16 protein-coding genes are annotated in these 20,122 nt (G+C 33.2%); 6 read left to right on the top strand and 10 right to left on the bottom strand.

Annotated features, from left to right (window positions below; genetic code table 11):
- Window positions 1-13: 13 nt before the first annotated feature.
- From IEV77_RS16335 to IEV77_RS16290, 10 genes are all read right to left on the bottom strand, one after another.
- Window positions 14-2,338 carry a CotH kinase family protein gene (locus IEV77_RS16335; protein WP_188466780.1) on the bottom strand — a complete coding sequence of 775 codons (2,325 nt, stop codon included), beginning with the start codon at window positions 2,336-2,338 and terminating at the stop codon, window positions 14-16.
- 14 nt (window positions 2,339-2,352) lie between these two features.
- Window positions 2,353-3,021, bottom strand: a complete 669-nt coding sequence (locus tag IEV77_RS16330) for an SCO family protein (protein ID WP_188466778.1) — start codon at window positions 3,019-3,021, stop codon at window positions 2,353-2,355.
- 4 nt (window positions 3,022-3,025) lie between these two features.
- Window positions 3,026-3,646 (bottom strand): toxin-antitoxin system YwqK family antitoxin, encoded by a 621-nt coding sequence (locus IEV77_RS16325; protein ID WP_188466776.1) that lies wholly within the window; start codon window positions 3,644-3,646, stop codon window positions 3,026-3,028.
- A complete protein-coding gene (locus IEV77_RS16320; protein WP_188466774.1) occupies window positions 3,647-4,417 on the bottom strand; it encodes a YHYH protein in 771 nt (256 codons plus the stop codon).
- Window positions 4,418-4,483: 66 nt separating this feature from the next.
- Window positions 4,484-5,596: a YHYH protein gene (locus IEV77_RS16315; protein ID WP_188466772.1), complete on the bottom strand. Its 1,113-nt coding sequence runs from the start codon at window positions 5,594-5,596 to the stop codon at window positions 4,484-4,486.
- Between the two features lie 6 nt (window positions 5,597-5,602).
- Window positions 5,603-5,974, bottom strand: a complete 372-nt coding sequence (locus IEV77_RS16310) for an EF-hand domain-containing protein (RefSeq protein WP_188466770.1) — start codon at window positions 5,972-5,974, stop codon at window positions 5,603-5,605.
- A gap of 286 nt (window positions 5,975-6,260) precedes the next feature.
- Window positions 6,261-6,542 carry a CREC-EF hand family protein gene (locus IEV77_RS16305; RefSeq protein ID WP_188466768.1) on the bottom strand — a complete coding sequence of 94 codons (282 nt, stop codon included), beginning with the start codon at window positions 6,540-6,542 and terminating at the stop codon, window positions 6,261-6,263.
- A gap of 132 nt (window positions 6,543-6,674) precedes the next feature.
- A complete protein-coding gene (locus tag IEV77_RS16300; RefSeq protein ID WP_188466766.1) occupies window positions 6,675-7,208 on the bottom strand; it encodes a hypothetical protein in 534 nt (177 codons plus the stop codon).
- Between the two features lie 5 nt (window positions 7,209-7,213).
- Window positions 7,214-7,528, bottom strand: coding sequence for a hypothetical protein (locus IEV77_RS16295; protein ID WP_188466764.1), 315 nt, complete (start codon window positions 7,526-7,528; stop codon window positions 7,214-7,216).
- 39 nt (window positions 7,529-7,567) lie between these two features.
- Window positions 7,568-8,146 (bottom strand): RNA polymerase sigma factor, encoded by a 579-nt coding sequence (locus IEV77_RS16290; protein WP_188466762.1) that lies wholly within the window; start codon window positions 8,144-8,146, stop codon window positions 7,568-7,570.
- Between the two features lie 163 nt (window positions 8,147-8,309).
- Between IEV77_RS16290 and IEV77_RS16285 the strand changes: the two genes are divergently transcribed.
- From IEV77_RS16285 to IEV77_RS16260, 6 genes are all read left to right on the top strand, one after another.
- Complete coding sequence (locus IEV77_RS16285) at window positions 8,310-9,524, top strand: RsmB/NOP family class I SAM-dependent RNA methyltransferase (RefSeq protein ID WP_188466760.1); 1,215 nt, start codon at window positions 8,310-8,312, stop codon at window positions 9,522-9,524.
- A 6-nt stretch (window positions 9,525-9,530) separates the two neighbouring features.
- Window positions 9,531-11,360 carry an endonuclease gene (locus IEV77_RS16280; protein WP_188466758.1) on the top strand — a complete coding sequence of 610 codons (1,830 nt, stop codon included), beginning with the start codon at window positions 9,531-9,533 and terminating at the stop codon, window positions 11,358-11,360.
- A gap of 166 nt (window positions 11,361-11,526) precedes the next feature.
- Complete coding sequence (gene purL / locus IEV77_RS16275; protein ID WP_188466756.1) at window positions 11,527-15,210, top strand: phosphoribosylformylglycinamidine synthase; 3,684 nt, start codon at window positions 11,527-11,529, stop codon at window positions 15,208-15,210.
- Between the two features lie 118 nt (window positions 15,211-15,328).
- Entirely contained in the window at window positions 15,329-17,098 is a 1,770-nt protein-coding gene (locus tag IEV77_RS16270) for an AMP-dependent synthetase/ligase (RefSeq protein WP_188466754.1), read from the top strand.
- Between the two features lie 116 nt (window positions 17,099-17,214).
- Window positions 17,215-17,679 (top strand): MarR family winged helix-turn-helix transcriptional regulator, encoded by a 465-nt coding sequence (locus IEV77_RS16265; protein WP_188466752.1) that lies wholly within the window; start codon window positions 17,215-17,217, stop codon window positions 17,677-17,679.
- Between the two features lie 15 nt (window positions 17,680-17,694).
- Window positions 17,695-20,088: a 3-hydroxyacyl-CoA dehydrogenase/enoyl-CoA hydratase family protein gene (locus IEV77_RS16260; protein ID WP_188466750.1), complete on the top strand. Its 2,394-nt coding sequence runs from the start codon at window positions 17,695-17,697 to the stop codon at window positions 20,086-20,088.
- Window positions 20,089-20,122: the final 34 nt, after the last annotated feature.

Below are 20,122 nucleotides of genomic sequence, written 5' to 3'. Positions count from 1 at the left end.
AAATAAACCAAACTTAATTTCTTATAATCTTTAATGTTGTTGTATTATTAACATGAACCATATAAACTCCTTTTGAGTAAGAGGAAAAATCTAATTCTATACGATTACTGTTATTATATTTATTTTGAAATAATAGTTGCCCTTGCATGTTATAAACTGTAATACTTTCTATACTATCTGAGGTATTCTGAATAGTTAAAAGATTGTTTGTAGGGTTAGGAAACACTTTTAAAGTGTCTAATAAGCTATAGTTTTCTACAGATAATGTTTCATTATTGGCTCCAAAAGTTGGCGCTTGGATAACAAAACTTCCTGTTCCATTTGGAATTCTGGCGTAGCCCATATCATCTTCTTGTTCTCCAAAAGTAATATCTTCGATAATGGTACCATCTGCATAAGATAGAATAGCACTCTCTCCTCCTGCAGAAAATTTGATATCTGCATGTAAACCATCTTGATCATCATCTTTATCACACCAAACTATTAAATAGCTATTTGGGGCAATAGTTATTCCTGAAGGAAATTGCCAAGCTAATAAGTCTGTTGGATCATCAGACAAGTATAAATTATCTAAACTCAAGGTTTCAGAACTATTATTATACAGTTCTAACCAATCGTCATACTCACCATCTTGATCTGTAACAGTTGTTTCATTGGAAGCCATAATTTCATTGATAACCAAATCTCCAATTGTTAAAGTTTGGTAAGTAGCATTTATCGTATAAAACTCATGTTCCGCTCTCGCAGGAGAAAAAGCTCCAATATTGTTGTTTTCAGCATAAATATAATACTGTGTGTATTCCTCTGAAATTGTTAAATCAAGACCATAAACACCGTCGTTGGCATTGCCATCGTTATGTGCTCCATCATCGTACATTAAAGTTTTTGTAAAAGGTGCATTTTGATTGGTTCTATATCCTAAAAATACGGCGTCTGAATTTGTATTAACAACATTACTAGTAATATTTATTACAGAACCAATTTCAGGATTAGAATTATCTTCCATTATATCACTAATAGTTGGTTGAGTAACTGTAAAATCTGACAAGGCAGAAAGGTAAGTTCCTCTTGCATTCATTAAGAGTGTTAAGCCACTAGCAGTGTTCGTTCCTAAATTAACATCAGAATTGATATTACTATTAAATTGTGCATATGTATAAAATTTATTTACATCTGCCTGCACTGATGCATCAATAATACTTTGATAATCATTAGCTAATGTTAAGTAATTTGAATTTGTTATTTGCTCAGTTAATATGGTTTTATAATGAGCTAAATACATTTTTTTATAACGAGGGATTGCCAATAATTCAGAAACTAATGGGAAATCGCTACTCGTGTCATGCAATAAATGGTCCAATTGCGCCTTTTCAGTAGTTGAATTTAATCCACTTCCTGGGCCACCTGGACCTCCTGGCCCACCACTACTTTCTCCAGTTTGACTAAATGTTCCGAAGGACATATTTAAATCCCAAACTACAGCATTAAATCTATCAGAATCATCTTTATATAAGTAATAATTTTGTTTGAATTGTCCGATGTAACTATCTAAATTTACCATAACATTATCGAAAGCAAGCATCCAAATAGCTCTATCTACATCCAACACTGTTTCAATATCAGTCACATTATTATTCAATGTATTTGTTAGTGTTATTAAATCATCCCAATGAGCTTCGGCAACAGTTGGATCGTCATCATCATCTGATTTTATTTCATAAGCATCATCATAACTTGAACTACTGGTTCCTAAATAAGACAAGTTGGGCAAATTTGTAGATTGTGGCCCTGCACCATCTGGAGGACTACAACTAAAAAAAGCATTCTCATTTGATCCAAAATGATTATTGACAAACTTTTTAGAAATTGACTCTACATTTGTATACAACCCAATTAAAGTACCATTAACATAAATATTGGCATAATTAGCTTGTGGTGCATCCATATAATTACGAACTATATTATAGGCTACTGCTTCTCTTACAAATGAAGGATCAAAAATAACATTGGACAGTTTGATATCCGTATATCCTCCATAATTTTGATCTACATAGGTATCTAATTCAATATGAAATGGATTTTTAGTCTGATTGGCATTATAAGAACTATTCCCTTTATATTTAACGCCTACTTGATTAAAAGTAGTTCCGTTAATTGTTACAGAAACAGCTTCTGTATAATTATTATCTCCGGCCTTCTCTGCATCTAGTAAGGCATCCCAGTTGCTTTCTGCGAAAACTATTTCGATGGTTTGAACCGTTTCTGCGTCATAAAAATCTTGCGAATACATATTTGTAAAAGCGAGTAAAAGCAATAGTAGAGTAGTTATTTTTTTCATGTTTTTAATTATAATTAATTTTCTAATTTAAGCGATTTAATATCTGTAATTAATTGTGCAACCGAAGCTCTATTTAAACCATTATAAATACCTCTAATATGTTTGTTTTTATCTATTAGTAAAAAGTTTTCGGTATGCAGAAAATCGTCAATATTTTTTGGTTCTCCTAAATCATTTTCCACAAAATATTGATCTCTTCCTAAACTGTAAATTTCATTTTTATCCCCAGTAACCAAATGCCATTTATGGTCCATAACATTATAGGTTTTAGCATACGTTTTTAAAACAGACACAGAGTCTGTAGTTGGCATAACGGAATGTGACAGCAACAAAACATCCTCATCGTCTTTAAAGGCTTCCTGTATTTTAAACATGTTATCAGTCATTTTCGGACAAATACCAGGGCAACTAGTAAAAAAGAAATCGGTTATGTAAATTTTATTCTCAAACGTATTTTGATTAACTGTTTCACCTAATTGATTTGTTAGTGAAAAGTCTGGAATTTTATGAAATGCTTTTTCTTCCGTCGAATTTGGTGTCATCCAATTTGGAGTAAAAGATTCCTCATTATAATATGGCAAATAATCAACTCGGCTGTCTTCCACAACAACCATATTTTCTTTTTTCACATCCTTATTACAGCTTATGAAAAATAGAACCAAAAGAATACTTAGATATTTCATAAAATTAAATTTCTTTTCTTATTACAACTTCATCTTTTAATTGATAGCAGGAATTAGCTCGTCGCATGCCAAAAATACGTCCATCTTTTGCTTCGTAGTTTACATAAAGTTTTCCGTTTTCCAGCCAAGCTTGTTGTAGGCCATCCTCTTGGTTATTTAATAAATTTCTTATTTTAGAAATCTTACCAGTAGAAAACCAATGGCGTTCTTCACCTTGCTTTTTTCCTTCTACATAATTAGTTTCAGAAGCCAAAACACCATTAATCCACCAAGATTTGTAAGATCCTTCCAGTGAGTTTTGATTATAATTGGATTCTAATTTAAGTTCTCCGTTATCGAACCAAACATGGTAAACGCCTTCTTTTTTACCATTAAAAAAGCCTGTCTTTTCTTTTAAAGAATTATTGGCATAAAACTGAACCGCAAAACCAGTAAAAGGTGTTTGATTATAAGTCCAAACTCCAGTATTTCCATTTAAAATTAAACTATCCTTATTAATAATTCGAGTTGTATCTATTTGTACTTTATTAAAATTACTAGTAGCAGTATTCTTCTTATGCGTTGTAGAATTACAACCCATAAGAAAAACTGAATAAAATAATAAAGATAGTTTAAATGCTTTCATTTAGTAACCTTGGTAAGGTCCAGCAAATGCTATGTATGAACCAGTATTAGAATATAATTCGTTAATTATATGATAGTGATACTCTTCAACACCATCTGTATATTGAGTTGCCGTTGTATGACCACCAGAAGCATCTAAATCTGTAGGATAAGTTCCAGTTTCGATACATTTTCTTCCATAAAGAAAAACACCGTCTAGTAATACTCCTACTAAGTTTTCATCGTCGTCAGTGAATGCTTTTGGCTCTAAATGATAATGATACACTCCTGGACCAATATGAGCTCCTGTCCAATCTAAACTAGCTGCTGCAGCATCCAAAGCTCCACCACCTTCTTGATCATTAAATATCGAAGCGCCACTAACAGCAATACCTATGGTATCGAAATTTGTGCTTACTGTACTCCCTATTAAATTTGGCACGGCATCTACTGTAATAGTTACAGCATTGTTATTACTCGACATAATAGAAGGTGTTAATGCTACATCAGGCTCGTCTCTATACAACTCATTACCAACACCCCAGTATACTGTTTCATGATCTGGTAACCCCGTTGTTTCTATGGTTACTGTTGCTCCATTATTAGATAAATAAATATCTGTAGCTTCTGTATTAAATGCGGCATAAGCAGCATGTAATTGTGTTACAACTTCATTTTCTTCATTCTCTTCATTTACTTCTTCCGTTGAGGAAACGTCATCATCACTAGAACAAGCGATAAATCCTGTTATTAAAAACAGAGTAAGAAACGTTAATTTAAATAGGTTTTTCATAAGTTATATTTTTAGGTATGTAGTTTTAGATGATATATTTTGAAATAACTTGCGCTATTTTAAAAATTAAATTCTTCCACCTTTTGGTTGTTGTTTATTTTGTTTTTGAATATTTTCTAATTCTTCTTTAGAAATAAAACCATCAGTATTTACATCAATTTTTGTAAAATCCTGTTTTATTGACCCTTTAACCTCATTAGCTGAAAGTTTTCCGTCTTTATTGGAATCCATTTCATTTAGAAGGTATTTAAAGCTTGGTTTTCCTCCCTGAGCTTGTCCGTTTCTAGGCCCTTGCTGTTGTTGCTCAACTTCCCCCATAACACAACGGCCTATATAAGGAAACTCATTAGTCACTAAATACATATATTTTCCATCTATTGTAATTCCATTACATTCATCTAAATCACCAGAACCATTTACATATTCGTAATCAGAACCATAAGTACCATCATGATGTCCTCCAACCGAGATATCTATAGTTAGATGTGTTGTATAGGTGCAATCCTCTCCTTCTCTATTTCCATCTAACAATTTAAAACTTGGTTTATATTTTCCACTTTTTGAATAATACATAGGAAAACCATCGTGTGCAAAACCAATATGTACTAAATCTTCTCCTGTATCAAAGGTTTCTATAATGGAAGTTGGTGTACCATGATAATGATATTCTCCAGTTGGTTGCACATGTGCGTGATTAAAGTCTAAACCTAAATCGATAACATTTTGTATGGCTTCAACACGGTAATTTTCTCCTGTTTCGCATTCAACAACCTCTGCTGTTCCAGGTTCAAATTTAATACCGTTTAATGCTATTCCTGGCTCTCGCATCCATTGTGCTTTTCCTGTGTATTTTGCATTTAAAGGAAATGTATAGGTTTTATTTTGTGCCGAAATTGTATTGGGATTACCTTGATTTGGAAATTCTCCAGTTTTATGGTTTGGGATAGAATTGGTAACCATAATTCGTGTTTTTGCAGTAATAGTCACTCTAGTTTTGGTTCCAAAAGCTACATCTTCTAAATCGTAATCATCAAAATAATTAGTCACATTTCTAGAAACATCTTTGCTTTCATGAGAATGATTTTGTAAACCATCATGACTGTGGGCGTCCACTTTACTTTTGCAACCAAAAGTGACACCTAATAAAAGAACCGATATAATTATATAATATGTTTTCATTTTAAATTATCTATCTCTTTTTTTACGTTTTGGTTGCTCCTCGTTTTCTTCAAAGAATCCTTTTAATTCTTCTATATCAAGTTCACGATCTTGATTTGTATCTATAACAGTAAAATTATTTGATAATTCTAACTCTCCTTTAGCTGCTATTTCTAGTTCGTTTAAGGTACCATCGCCATTATCGTCAATATCCTTAATTAGATTTTTGGCTGATATCTGTTTAGGCTTCCCTTCATTTATAAAGGCTTCTAATTCTTCTAAATCGATATATTCATCATCATTAGAATCAATCTCATTAAAATTTTCTGCTATTTTGCCTCTTTCATCTTTAGAAACTTCATCCATATCAATAAGCTTATCATTATTAACATCTAACATTGTAAATATTTTGTAAGCGTCTGGTTTTCCTCCACCTTCAGGAGCTTGACCTTTACCTTTGCCTCATCTTCCTCCTCCTCCTCCCCCTGGAGGTCCTTGAGCACAGATGCCGATAGTTAGTAGTAATGTAAAAATGGTGATGGTAACTTTTAAATAGTTATTTTTCATTTTAGTTTTTATGATTTTAAATTAAGTTATAATTTTAAAAAAAGCTTCGTCAGTAATAACGAAGCTTTTAATAAGACTAATTCAAACTATTTTTACTTCATATATTTCAATTATTTATTTACTTGCTTTTTCTTTTTGGTTTTGGCGCATTATCTAATTCTTCTTCTGATAAGTACCCATCCTCATTTTTATCAATAGTATCAAAGCTATCTTTAAGTGGCCCTTTTACTTCTTTTTCTGATAATTGCCCATCTTCATCAGAATCCATCTGTTTTAATAATTCACTGGTTGATGGTGGCGATTTTTGTTGTTTGTTTTGAGATTGCGCATTTGTGTCAATTGACATAAAAACGGTTAATCCAAAAACTAATACGATTGTTTTAAATGTGTTGCGGTTCATCTCTTTAAATTTTTATTTGTTATATACCTTTAGATGGCAATAGATTAAATTACTTGTGGTCGTTCTTGTTAAATAAAAGCCAAAAAAAAAGACCCTCAAGAAATTGAGAGTCTAAAATGGTTTTATAAATAATTAACCTTTTGGAGGTGGCATTTTCCCGCCTTGTTCTGAAGGTGGAGGTGGCCTATGACCATCTGGACCTTTTCCTTGCGGAGGTCTATTTTCACTGTCTCCTCGACGAAGCGCATCTTTTATTATTTCTTCAAATTTTTGTTTTTGCTTATCATCACATAATTCTTGAATGCTTCTAAAATGAGAAAAGGCCTCAATTTCTTTAGCTTTTTGCTTTTTGCCTATTAAGGTCGCAATAGAATCTACAGTTTTGTTATCAATAATAACATCAGAAAGATTATTAAATAAAGCATCTTTTAATTCCTTTAAATCATCATTAATACGCATCATTTTTTGGTGATGCTTCTTATTGACACCTTCCATTTCCTCTAATTGTAACGCATTAAAATTTAATTGCTTCATGACAAAGCTCATTGGATCTCCACCTCCTCTTTCAACAGTATCATTGGTGTTTCCTAAGAAATAAAAAAGAAAAAATCCATTAAAGACAATTAAAAAAGCTAATAAAATATATAAAATTGTATTTTTTTTCATAATCATTAATTTAATAAATAGGTGTCGTTATCTGTTGATAAGCCATATGTTTCTGCAAAATCTTGCACATTGCTATTATAGGTGTTTGAATTTATTTTAACATAAGCAAACACATTTAAAAGCACAAAACAAACTAAAGTAGCAAATTGCAGTTTTGGTGAAAACCAAGAAAATACAAAGGACTCTTTTTCTTCTTTTTCAGAAAACAGAAGTTGCATGGTTTTATCTTTAAAAAAAGGTGAAACCTTAGTGTCGGTAATAGAATCAAAACTCTTTAATGTGTTTTGAACTTTTTGATTTATGTCGTTATTTGTTTCCATAGTTAAAATTTAGATGTGATTTTAATTAAAAACTTGCGCTTAACTTTCATTTTTATAATAATTATAGAGTAATTTTTTCAAATTATTTTTTGCCCTAAACATTAAGGATTCTACCGAAGACACACTTTTATCTATAACATCGCTAATTTCTTGATAGCTTAAACAATCTATTTTATGTAACGTATAAACCACTTTTTGAGTTTCTGGAAGTTTGTTAATAGCATAATATAAGGTTTCACTAGTTTCTTTATTTTCTAATTGAATTCCTGGGTGATTCATTTCCGTAAAGTAATTTGTTTTGTCTAGTGGCATGCCATTACCAGTAATGGACTGTAAAAAAGCAAAGCGTTTTTTAGTATTTCTTTTTCTTATAAACTCTAAACATTTGTTTGTAGTTATCTTATAAATCCATGTAGACAATTTAGAATCGCCTTTAAATTTATGGATGGAATTAAAAACTTCTATAAAAACCTCCTGAGCTATATCTTCAGCATCTTCTCTATTTGGCACAAAAGACAAACATGTTGCAAATACTTTATTTTGAAAGTTTTCTATAAGCATGCCATAAGCATCTTGCCTTTTATTCTTTAAGTTTTCTATAAAGTCGTTTTCAGTCAAAAATTAATTTTTTAATTAGCCATCACGTTTTAGATGCGATTAAAATAAAAAACTTGCGGTAAGTAGTAAATTATTTTAAAAATATACTCTTTAAAAGTCTAATACAAAAAATATTCGTGTATTCATCTCAATTAACGTAACTTTGCAAGCTTATAAAATTAAAATGAGATTACACAGGAATTTATGTTTTGCAACCATTGATGGATTAACATTAATCTTCAATGAAGGTAAATATGCAGACAAAGTTATTCAACAATTATTAAAACGTGATAAACGTTGGGGAGCTCGAGATCGTGCTTTTGTTGCTGAAACCACTTACGAAATAGTTAGATGGAAGCGTTTGTATTCTGAAATTGCTGAAGTAAAAGAACCATACAGCCGTGAAGATTTATGGCGTGTTTTTGCTGTTTGGGCAACTTTAAGAGGTATCAAACTACCAGATTGGAAATATTTTGAAAATACACCTTCTAGAAAAATTAAAGGGCGTTTTGACGAACTTTCAAAAATTAGAAAATTCAAGGAATCTATCCCAGATTGGTTAGACGAAGCTGGCGAAAAAGAACTTGGAAAAGCTGTTTGGACTAAAGAAATTGAAGCTTTAAACCAACAAGCAGATGTTATTTTAAGAGTCAACACTCTTAAAACTACAAAGGAAAAACTGCAAGCTGAATTATTCGATTTAGAAATAGATACCGAATTTATTAAAGACCATCCTAGCGCTTTAAAGTTGAAAGAACGTGCTAATGTTTTTACTACTGAAGCCTTTAAGAATGGACATTTTGAAGTTCAAGATGCGTCTTCTCAATTAGTGGCTGAGTTTTTAAATGTAGAACCAGGAATGCGTGTTGTTGACGCGTGTGCTGGTGCAGGTGGAAAAGCTTTGCATTTAGCTTCTCTTATGGAAAACAAGGGTCAGATTATTGCTATGGACATCTACGATCATAAATTAAAAGAATTAAAACGTAGAGCCAAACGTGATGGAGCTCATAATATAGAACCTAGACATATAGATTCTACCAAAGTTATTAAAAAACTATATGATAAAGCAGATCGTGTTCTTATAGATGCACCTTGTTCAGGACTTGGTATTTTAAGAAGAAATCCGGATGCTAAATGGAAATTACAACCAGAATTTATTGAAAATATTAAAAAAACGCAACAAGAGATTCTTCAACAATATTCAAGAATGGTAAAACCTGGGGGTCAAATGGTATATGCAACCTGCTCTATTTTACCTTCGGAAAACAAAAATCAAGTAGATACTTTTTTAGCATCTGAAATGGGAGAAGTTTTTACTTTTGTTAAAGATAAAAGTATCTTAGCTCACAAATCAGGATTCGATGGATTCTACATGGCCTTATTAGAAAAGAAAAAATAAAAACACATGAAGCACTTTTACTCCTTACTATTATTATTAGTCTCAGTTACAGCTTTTGCGCAAATCCCAAATGGATATTACGATACGGCAACGGGATCTGGATATACATTAAAAACGCAGTTATATAATATTATTGATAATCATAACGATCAAGGCTATAGCGCCATGAATGGATTTATTTCTACCTACGATCGTGATAACTATTATGATGCTAATGGAAGTACAACTATTTTAGATGTGTATTCTGAAATCCCTAATCCAACTAGTAACACTCCTAACGATCCATATAATTATACACCTGTTACTAATGAATGTGGGAATTATAATAGCGAAGGAGATTGTTATAACAAAGAACATATTATTCCACAATCGGCATTTGGTGCTGCGACTCCAATGAGAAGTGATGCACATCAATTATTACCAACAGATGGTCGTGTTAATGGTTTTAGAAGTAGCTACCCTTTTGGTCGTGTGGACGATAACAGTTTAGTATCACAAAGTAGTATTTCAAATCCAACATCTAATGGTTCAAAATTAGGTGGGAATATCAATTCTGGATATTCTGCAGGGTATACAGGAATAGTTTTTGAACCTATCGATGAATTTAAAGGCGATATTGCTCGAATTTATTTCTATTTCGTTACGCGTTACCAGAATCAAGTTGATAATTGGGATGCCTATGCTATGTTTGATGGTAGTAATGACCAAGTACTTTCAGATCCATTTTTAAATATTCTAATAACTTGGCATAATGCAGATCCTGTTTCTCAAAAAGAAATAGATAGAAATAATAACATATACTATCACCATCAAGATAACAGAAATCCATTTGTTGACCATCCAGAATGGGTAGCACAAATTTGGGATCCAACTCCAGATACTGAGGCTCCAACAAATCCAACAAATTTAATAGCTTCTAATCCAACAGACGTTTCAATAGATTTAAATTGGACAGCCTCTACAGATAATACAGCAGTTACTTCTTACGATATTTATGTAGATGGAACTAATAGTTTTAGTTCTTCTACCAATTCTTTTTCAGCAACTGGTCTAAGTCCTGATACTGAATATTGTTTTACAATTAAAGCAAAAGATGCTACTGGAAATGAATCAGAATTCAGCAATCAAGCTTGTGAAACAACTACAGATAATGGAGTTGGGGTGAATTGTCTAGTTGAAACTTTTCAAAATATTCCAGCAAATGCAGGTGGTTACGCAACAAGAGACTGGACTGGCGACAATGGTGGTGCTTGGATCGCTACAGACGCTAGAACAGATCAAACTTTAACTGATAGAGCTATAACAATTAGAAACGGAAGCCTTACTGCTCCAACTATCTCTGGAGGAATTGGAAGCCTTACGGTCTCTACAAAACGTGTTTTTGGAGGTTCATCTGGAACTTTCAATTTAACTGTAAATGGAGATTATGTGAATACTATCGCATATGGCGCTCAAGATGTTGTTGAGACTATTACCATTTCAAATATTAATATTGAAGGTCCTGTTTCCATTGTAATCGATGGAAATAGTGTAACATCTAATAGAGTTGTTTTTGATGATTTATCATGGACTTGTTTCACAGAATTAAACGTAATGGGTTATCAACTTAATGATATTTCTATCTATCCAAACCCTGTTTCTAACACTTTGAATATTCAATTAAACAAATCTGAAGAAACACAAATTGATATCTTCAACATTCTTGGAAAAAGAGTTCTGACTAAAACAATAAGGCAATCTCAAAGTATAAACGTTGAAAATTTAAATTCAGGAATATATATCTTGAAGATAAAACAAGGTGATGCAACCATAAGTAAAAAGCTTATCAAGCAATAAATTTTAAAAGCGACTTTAACGAGTCGCTTTTTTTTTGCATTATATCGTCGTAAATATCACAAAACTTTCAATAATTTAAATAGTAATTATTACACCGAAAAAAAGTAAATTTGCACTTTTAAACAACGCGCCTACCGAATAGGTAGACAACTCTAACTCATACAAAATGATTCATTTCTTCGGAAACCAAAACAGTAAAATCTTTGCTGTTCAAGCAACAAAAGAATTATCAACCGAAACCATCGCTAAATTAGTGTGGTTATTTGGCAACCAGCCAAAAATAGAACAAGCATCTCTCGATGCTTTTTTTGTTGGGCCTCGCGCTGCCATGATTACACCTTGGAGCACCAATGCTGTTGAAATAACCCAAAACATGGGGATTGAAGACCTCATTCGTATAGAAGAATTTCAAGTTTCTTCAGAAGATTCCAATGATTTCGACCCGATGATTTCTGAAAAGTACAAGGGATTAAATCAAGATTCATTCACCATACAGATTCAGCCAGAAGCCATACTTAATATAGAAGATATTGCAGCTTATAATCAAGAAGAAGGCTTGTCTTTAAACGATGAAGAAATCGAATACTTAGAAGGCGTATCTAGAAAAATAGGTAGAAAACTGACAGATTCTGAAGTTTTCGGATTTTCTCAAGTTAATTCAGAACACTGTCGTCATAAAATATTCAATGGCACATTTGTAATTGATGGAGTAGAAAAACCTACCTCTCTTTTCAAATTAATTAAAGAAACTGCTAAACAACATCCAAACGATATTGTTTCAGCTTATAAAGATAATGTGGCTTTTGTAAAAGGACCACGAGTAGAACAATTTGCTCCAAAAACAGCAGATAAACCAGATTTTTACCAAATAACAGATTTCGATTCTGTCATTTCCTTGAAAGCAGAGACTCATAATTTCCCAACAACTGTTGAGCCTTTTAATGGTGCTGCAACCGGTTCTGGGGGAGAAATTAGAGATAGACTTGCTGGAGGAAAAGGTTCTTTGCCTTTAGCCGGAACAGCTGTTTATATGACGTCTTATTCCAGATTGGAAGAGAAACGTCCTTGGGAACAAAAAATGGAAGCACGTCCTTGGTTATACCAAACACCTATGGATATTTTAATAAAAGCCAGTAATGGCGCATCAGACTTTGGGAATAAATTTGGACAACCGCTTATTTGTGGTTCTGTTTTAACTTTCGAGCACGAAGAAAATTCGTCATCAAGCACTTCTAAAGCCAGAAAATTAGGCTACGATAAAGTGATTATGCAAGCTGGAGGAATTGGTTACGGTAAAGCAGATCAAGCTTTAAAGGACACGCCAAAAGTAGGTGATAAAATAGTTATTCTTGGGGGTGAAAATTACCGTATTGGAATGGGTGGCGCAGCAGTTTCATCGGCAGATACAGGTGAATTTGCTTCAGGAATCGAATTAAATGCCGTGCAACGTTCTAATCCAGAAATGCAAAAACGTGCTGCAAATGCCGTTCGTGGGATGGTGGAAAGTGAAGAAAACTTCATTGTATCCATTCACGATCATGGTGCTGGTGGACATTTAAATTGTTTATCCGAATTAGTAGAAGATACTGGTGGTAAAATCGATTTAGATAAATTACCTGTAGGTGATCCAACTTTATCAGCAAAAGAAATTATTGGTAACGAATCTCAAGAACGTATGGGATTGGTTATTGCAGAAAAACACATAGATACTTTACAAAAAATTGCCGCACGTGAACGCTCTCCAATGTTTACGGTTGGAGAAGTTACAGGAAACGACCGTTTTACTTTTGAATCTAAAACTACTGGAGAAAAACCAATGGATTTAGCCTTAAAAGACATGTTTGGTTCTTCGCCTAAAACAATTCTAACAGATAACACTGTTGTTAGAAATTATAAGAATCCGCGTTATAAAACCAAGAATTTAAAAATTTATTTAGAGCAAGTTCTACAATTGGAAGCTGTTGCCTGTAAAGATTGGTTAACAAATAAAGTAGACCGTTGTGTTGGCGGTAAAGTTGCCAAACAACAATGTGTTGGTCCATTGCAAATACCGCTGAATAACGTAGGTGTCATGGCCTTAGATTATAAAGGAAAAGAAGGGATTGCTACTTCAATTGGGCACTCGCCTATTTCAGCATTGATAAACCCTCAGGCTGGAAGTAGAAATGCCATTACAGAATCTCTTACTAACATTATTTGGGCACCTTTAAAAGAAAATTTAAAAAGTGTTTCTCTTTCTGCAAATTGGATGTGGCCTTGTAAAAATGAAGGTGAAGATGCACGTTTGTATCAAGCTGTGGAAGCTATTTCAGAGTTTTCAATTGCTTTAGGAATTAATGTGCCAACAGGAAAAGATTCCCTTTCCATGAAACAGAAATACCCAAATGAAGACGTTATTTCTCCAGGAACGGTTATTATTTCTGCTGCTGGAAATTGTAATGATATCACTAAAGTGGTGGAACCTGTTTTACATGTGGATGGTGGAAACATTTATTACATCAACATATCTCAAGACGACTTTAAATTAGGGGGAAGTTCTTTCAATCAGTCATTAAATGCTATTGGAAATGAAGCTCCAGATGTTACCAATGCCGATTTTGTAAAAACAGTATTTAATACCATTCAAGAATTAATTAAAGCTGATAAAATCAAGGCAGGACACGATGTTGCTTCAGGTGGAATGATTACAACTTTATTAGAAATGTGTTTTGCTAATGTCAATTTAGGTGCAGATTTCGATGTTTCTACTTTAAATGAAGAAGATTCTATAAAAGTATTGTTTTCTGAAAACTCAGGAATTGTTTTTCAAGCAGATGCATCCGTAGAAACTATTTTATCAGAAAACAATATTGAATTTTTTAATATTGGATCAGCAAATAATTCAGGAATAGTAACTATTAAAAACCGGGAAGACAATGTCACTTTTAATGTTTCTGAAATGAGAGATGTTTGGTATAAAACGTCTTTCTTACTCGATCAAAAACAAACAGCAAACGGCTTAGCTAAAAACCGTTTCGATAATTATAAAAATCAACCTTTAGAATATGTTTTTCCTAAAGATTTCACAGGTAAGGTTCAGTCTCGACTTGACCCAACACGACGTCCGAAAGCCGCCATCCTCCGTGAAAAAGGTTCAAACTCTGAACGTGAAATGGCCAACGCCATGTATTTAGCAGGTTTTGATGTAAAAGACGTGCACATGACAGACTTAATTTCTGGGCGCGAAACTTTGGAAGATATCCAATTTATTGGAGCTGTGGGCGGATTTTCAAATTCTGATGTCTTAGGCTCTGCAAAAGGTTGGGCTGGTGCTTTTTTATATAATGAAAAAGCCAATACAGCTTTAAAGAATTTCTTTAAAAGAGAAGACACACTTTCTGTAGGTATTTGTAATGGCGCACAACTTTGGATGGAATTAGAATTAGTAAATCCAGACCATAAAACTCATGGTAAATTAACATATAACGATTCTCATAAACATGAAAGCTCCTTTACATCGGTAGCCATTCAGAAAAATAATTCTGTGATGCTTTCATCTTTAGAAGGCAGTAAATTAGGGGTTTGGATTTCTCATGGAGAAGGTAAATTCAGTTTACCAGAAAAAGAGACGAAATATAACATTGTTGCAAAATATGGTTATGATGAATATCCAGCAAATCCAAATGGATCGGATTATAACACTGCAATGATGTGTGATAAAACTGGAAGACATTTGGTTACAATGCCACATATTGAGAGATCTACTTTTCAATGGAACTGGGCTAATTACCCAAAAGGAAGAAAAGACGACGTTTCTCCTTGGCTTGAAGCCTTTGAAAATGCAAGAAAATGGATTGAAAATAAAAAATAATTTCTGTTATATAATTATAAATCAAGGAGCTTACATCTATTAAGCTCCTTTTTTTTATGGTGCCATTTGGATATTACTTTTATTTCCCTAATTTGCAAACTCCTAACTTCATATACAAATGGCTGAAATTTCAAGAATATTCGATTTTCCTTATCATCAACTAAAAACTTATAATTTAGAAAAAGCATTGACTTCTAAATTAAATGGAGAATGGCATTCCATATCTTCTCAAGAATACGTTGATCAAGCAAATGCTATAAGTAGAGGCTTATTGAGATTAGGAATAAAGCCTAATGATAAAATTGCAGTTATTTCTACAACCAATCGAACCGAATGGAATGTTTTAGATATTGGCGTTTTACAAACAGGTGCACAAAATGTACCCATTTATCCAACAATCTCTAAGGAAGACTACGAATACATATTAAATCATTCTGAAGCAATTTATTGTTTTGTCTCTGATGCTGAAATTTTAGAAAAACTAAATGCTATTAAAGACAAAACTAAATTAAAAGGGATTTACTCTTTTGATGACGTTTCCAATGAAAAAAATTGGAAAGAAATATTAGAATTAGGAAAAGACACCAGCAATCAGGCCGAAGTTGAAGAAAGAAAAACAAATGTCACACCAGACGATTTGGCTACATTAATATATACTTCAGGAACCACAGGGAGACCTAAAGGAGTTATGTTAACCCATAACAATTTAGTTTCTAATGTACTTGATAGTGAAAAACGTGTGCCATTTGATTATGGACAGTCAAAAGCCTTAAGTTTTCTACCTGTTTGTCACGTTTTTGAACGTATGATTCTCTATTTATACCAACATTGTGGTGTGGAAATATATTTTGCAGAATCCATCGAAAAAATGGGTGATAACTTAAAAGAGATTCAACCTAATGTCATGACAGCCGTTCCTAGGCTGTACGAAAAAGTTTATGATAAAATTGTTGCGAAAGGAAGTGATCTTTCAGGCATTAAAAAAGCGCTTTTCTTTTGGGCTGTAGATTTAGGTTTAAAATATGAGCCTTATGGTGCCAATGGATGGTGGTATGAAACACAACTTAAATTAGCAAGAAAACTTATTTTCAGCAAATGGAAAGAAGGTCTAGGTGGGAAATTAGATCTAATGGTTTCTGGAAGTGCTGCCTTACAACCAAGGCTTACTAGAGTTTTTGCTGCGGCCGAAATGCCAATTATGGAAGGCTATGGTTTAACTGAAACCTCCCCAGTAATTTCGGTAAACGATTTAAGAAATGGAGGTTTTAGAGTAGGAACTGTTGGACGAGTTATAGACCACGTTGATATTAAGATAGCTAAAGACGGCGAAATCATGGTAAAAGGCCCAAACGTTATGAAAGGGTATTTTAAAGATCCTGAAAAAACGGCTGAAGTTATGACCGACGGATATTTTCATACAGGAGATATTGGAGAAGTAGACAAAGATGGTTTCTTAAAAATTACAGACAGAAAAAAGGAAATGTTTAAAACCTCTGGAGGAAAATATGTGGCTCCTGCCCTATTGGAAAATCAATTTAAACAATCCCGATTTATAGAACAGATTATGGTTATTGGCGAAGGCGAAAAAATGCCGGCCGCCTTAATCCAAGTCAATTATGAATTTGTTGACGAATGGGCAAAAAGACATAAGCTTACATTTAATTCTAAACAAGAAATTGTATCTAACCAAAAACTTAGAGATCGTATCCAAGAGGAAGTAGACGAAGCTAACCAAAAATTTGGGCATTGGGAACAAATTAAAAAATTTGAAATCACTCCGGATGTTTGGTCTATTGAAGGTGGACACCTTACTCCAACCATGAAAATGAAACGAAAGGTTATTAAAGAAATCTACAAAGACCTCATCGAAAAAATATATCGCCCTTAAAATTTAAACTCCTTATTCTAATAAGGAGTTTTTTTATATCCTTATGTTAATTTTTTGCAATTTATTATGCACGCATAATAAATTTTTATATCTTTGGTAATATCAAAGATATATCAATGAAGGATAAAACTATAGATTATGTACTAAGAACCACTTGGTTAGCTGTACAAAAAATGTATAACGAAGAAGCCACGAAATTCGAAAGTACCATGGCTACAGGTTTTACATTACTAAGTATCGATCCAGAAGAAGGTACTCCTTCTACCTCACTTGGACCAAAAATGGGTATGGAAGCTACAAGTCTTTCCAGAATTTTAAAAACAATGGAAACTCGTGGTTTAATAGAAAGAAAACCAAATCCAGAAGATGGAAGAGGTGTTCTTATTTATTTAACCGATTTTGGTAAAGAAAAAAGAGGCTACTCTAGAGATCGTGTTTTAAAATTTAACGAAGCCATTAGAAAAAACATTCCGTTAGAAAAGCTAATAACCTTTTATGAAGTAGCAGATACAATTAATGAATTGGTTTCAAATAAAAAAATCTACACCAACGAAGTAAACAACATAAATATTAATAGATAAATCATTTAGAATAAAATGAGTACAAGACGCATAAAAAAAATAGCAATTATTGGTTCCGGAATCATGGGATCTGGTATTGCATGTCATTTCGCCAATATTGGTGTAGATGTGCTTTTACTAGATATTGTTCCTAGAGAACTTAACGATGCAGAAAAAGCTAAAGGTTTAACTTTAGAAGACAAAGCAGTTAGAAATAGAATTGTAAACGATTCTTTAACGGCTTCTTTAAAATCCAAACCCTCTCCTATCTATGATCTATCTTTTGCTAGTAGAATTACTACTGGTAACTTAGATGATGATATCGCCAAGGTAAAAGATGTCGATTGGATTATGGAAGTTGTTGTTGAAAGACTAGATATTAAAAAACAAGTATTCGAAAAACTTGAAAAATATAGAACGCCAGGAACTTTAATTACAAGTAATACGTCTGGTATTCCTATTCATTTTATGAGTGAAGGGAGAAGTGAAGATTTTCAGAAACATTTCTGTGGAACACACTTTTTCAATCCAGCTCGTTACTTAAAATTATTTGAAATCATTCCTGGACCAAAAACAGATGCTTCTGTTCTTGATTTCTTAAATGAATATGGCGAAAAATTCTTAGGAAAAACTTCAGTTATAGCTAAAGACACTCCTGCTTTTATTGGGAATAGAATTGGAATTTTCGGAATCCAAAGTTTATTTCACCAAGTAAAAGAAATGGATTTAACTATTGAAGAAGTCGATAAATTGACTGGCCCTGTTATTGGACGACCTAAATCGGCAACTTTTAGAACGGTTGACGTAGTTGGTTTAGATACCTTGGTACATGTTGCTAACGGTATATACGACAACTGCCCAAACGACGAAGCTCACGAACTTTTTAAATTACCAGGTTTCATCAATACCATGATGGAAAATAAATGGTTAGGAAGTAAAACTGGACAAGGTTTCTACAAAAAAGAAGGGAAAGACATTAAAACTTTAGATTTAAACACCCTTGAATATAGAGAGAAAAAATCGGCAAGATTTGCCACATTGGAATTAACAAAAACAATCGATAAGGTTGTTGATCGTTTTCCTGTTCTAGTATCAGGAAAAGATAAAGCTGGCGAATTCTACAGAAAAAACTTCGCCGCAATGTTTCAATATGTGTCAAATAGAATTCCTGAAATCACAGACGAATTTTATAAAATTGATGATGCCATGAAAGCTGGATTTGGTTGGGAACATGGTCCTTTCCAAATTTGGGATGCTATTGGTGTTGAAAAAGGTATCGCTTTAATGAAAGCTGAAGGTTTAGAGCCAAATGCTTGGGTTAATGAAATGATTGACTCGGGAAATAAATCTTTCTATTCAGTAAAAGAAGGCTCAACTTATTTCTACAACATTCCTACAAAATCACAAGAAAAAATTCCAGGACAAGATGCATTCATCATTTTAGATAACATTAGAAAATCTAAAGAAGTCTTTAAAAACTCTGGTGTTGTAATTGAAGATTTAGGAGATGGCATTTTAAACTGCGAATTCCAATCTAAAATGAACAGTATTGGTGGCGACGTTCTTGCTGGATTAAACAAAGCAGTAGATTTAGCTGAAAAAGATTTCGCTGGATTAGTTATTGGTAATCAAGCCGCTAATTTTTCAGTAGGAGCTAATATTGGAATGATTTTCATGATGGCTGCCGAACAAGAATACGACGAGCTTAACATGGCTATCAAATATTTCCAAGACACCATGATGCGTATGCGTTATTCTTCTATCCCAACTGTTGCTGCACCTCACGGTATGGCTCTTGGTGGTGGATGCGAACTTTCAATGCATTCAGATATGGTCGTTGCAGCTGCTGAAACTTATATCGGACTTGTAGAGTTTGGTGTTGGTGTGATTCCTGGTGGAGGAGGTTCTAAAGAAATGGCTTTAAGAGCATCTGATACTTTTAGAAAAGGTGATGTTGAACTAAACGTTTTACAAGATTATTTCTTAACCATCGGAATGGCAAAAGTAGCAACTTCTGCATACGAAGCGTTCGATTTAGGAATTCTTCAAAAAGGAAAAGATGTGGTGGTTGTTAACAAAGACAGACAAATTGCAACAGCAAAAGCATATGCAAAAATTATGGCAGATGCAGGTTACACACAACCGGTTAAACGTACAGATGTAAGAGTACTTGGAAAACAAGCCTTAGGGATGTTCTTAGTGGGAACAGATTCTATGGAAGACAGCAACTACATTAGCGAACACGACAAAAAAATAGCTAATAAATTAGCTTACGTTATGGCTGGAGGCGATTTATCTGAACCAACACTAGTAAGTGAGCAATATTTATTAGATCTAGAGCGCGAAGCTTTCTTATCACTTTGTACTGAAAGAAAAACTTTGGAGCGTATTCAACATATGTTGAAAACTGGTAAACCTTTAAGAAACTAGAAAAAAGAATAAAGAGAAAAGATAAGAGAGTCAT

The sequence above is a fragment of the Xanthomarina arctica genome, assembly GCF_014638915.1.
GTDB lineage: Bacteria > Bacteroidota > Bacteroidia > Flavobacteriales > Flavobacteriaceae > Xanthomarina > Xanthomarina arctica.
The sequence above is the reverse complement of the archived record's forward strand: the minus strand, read 5'-3'. Positions and strand labels throughout refer to the sequence as shown.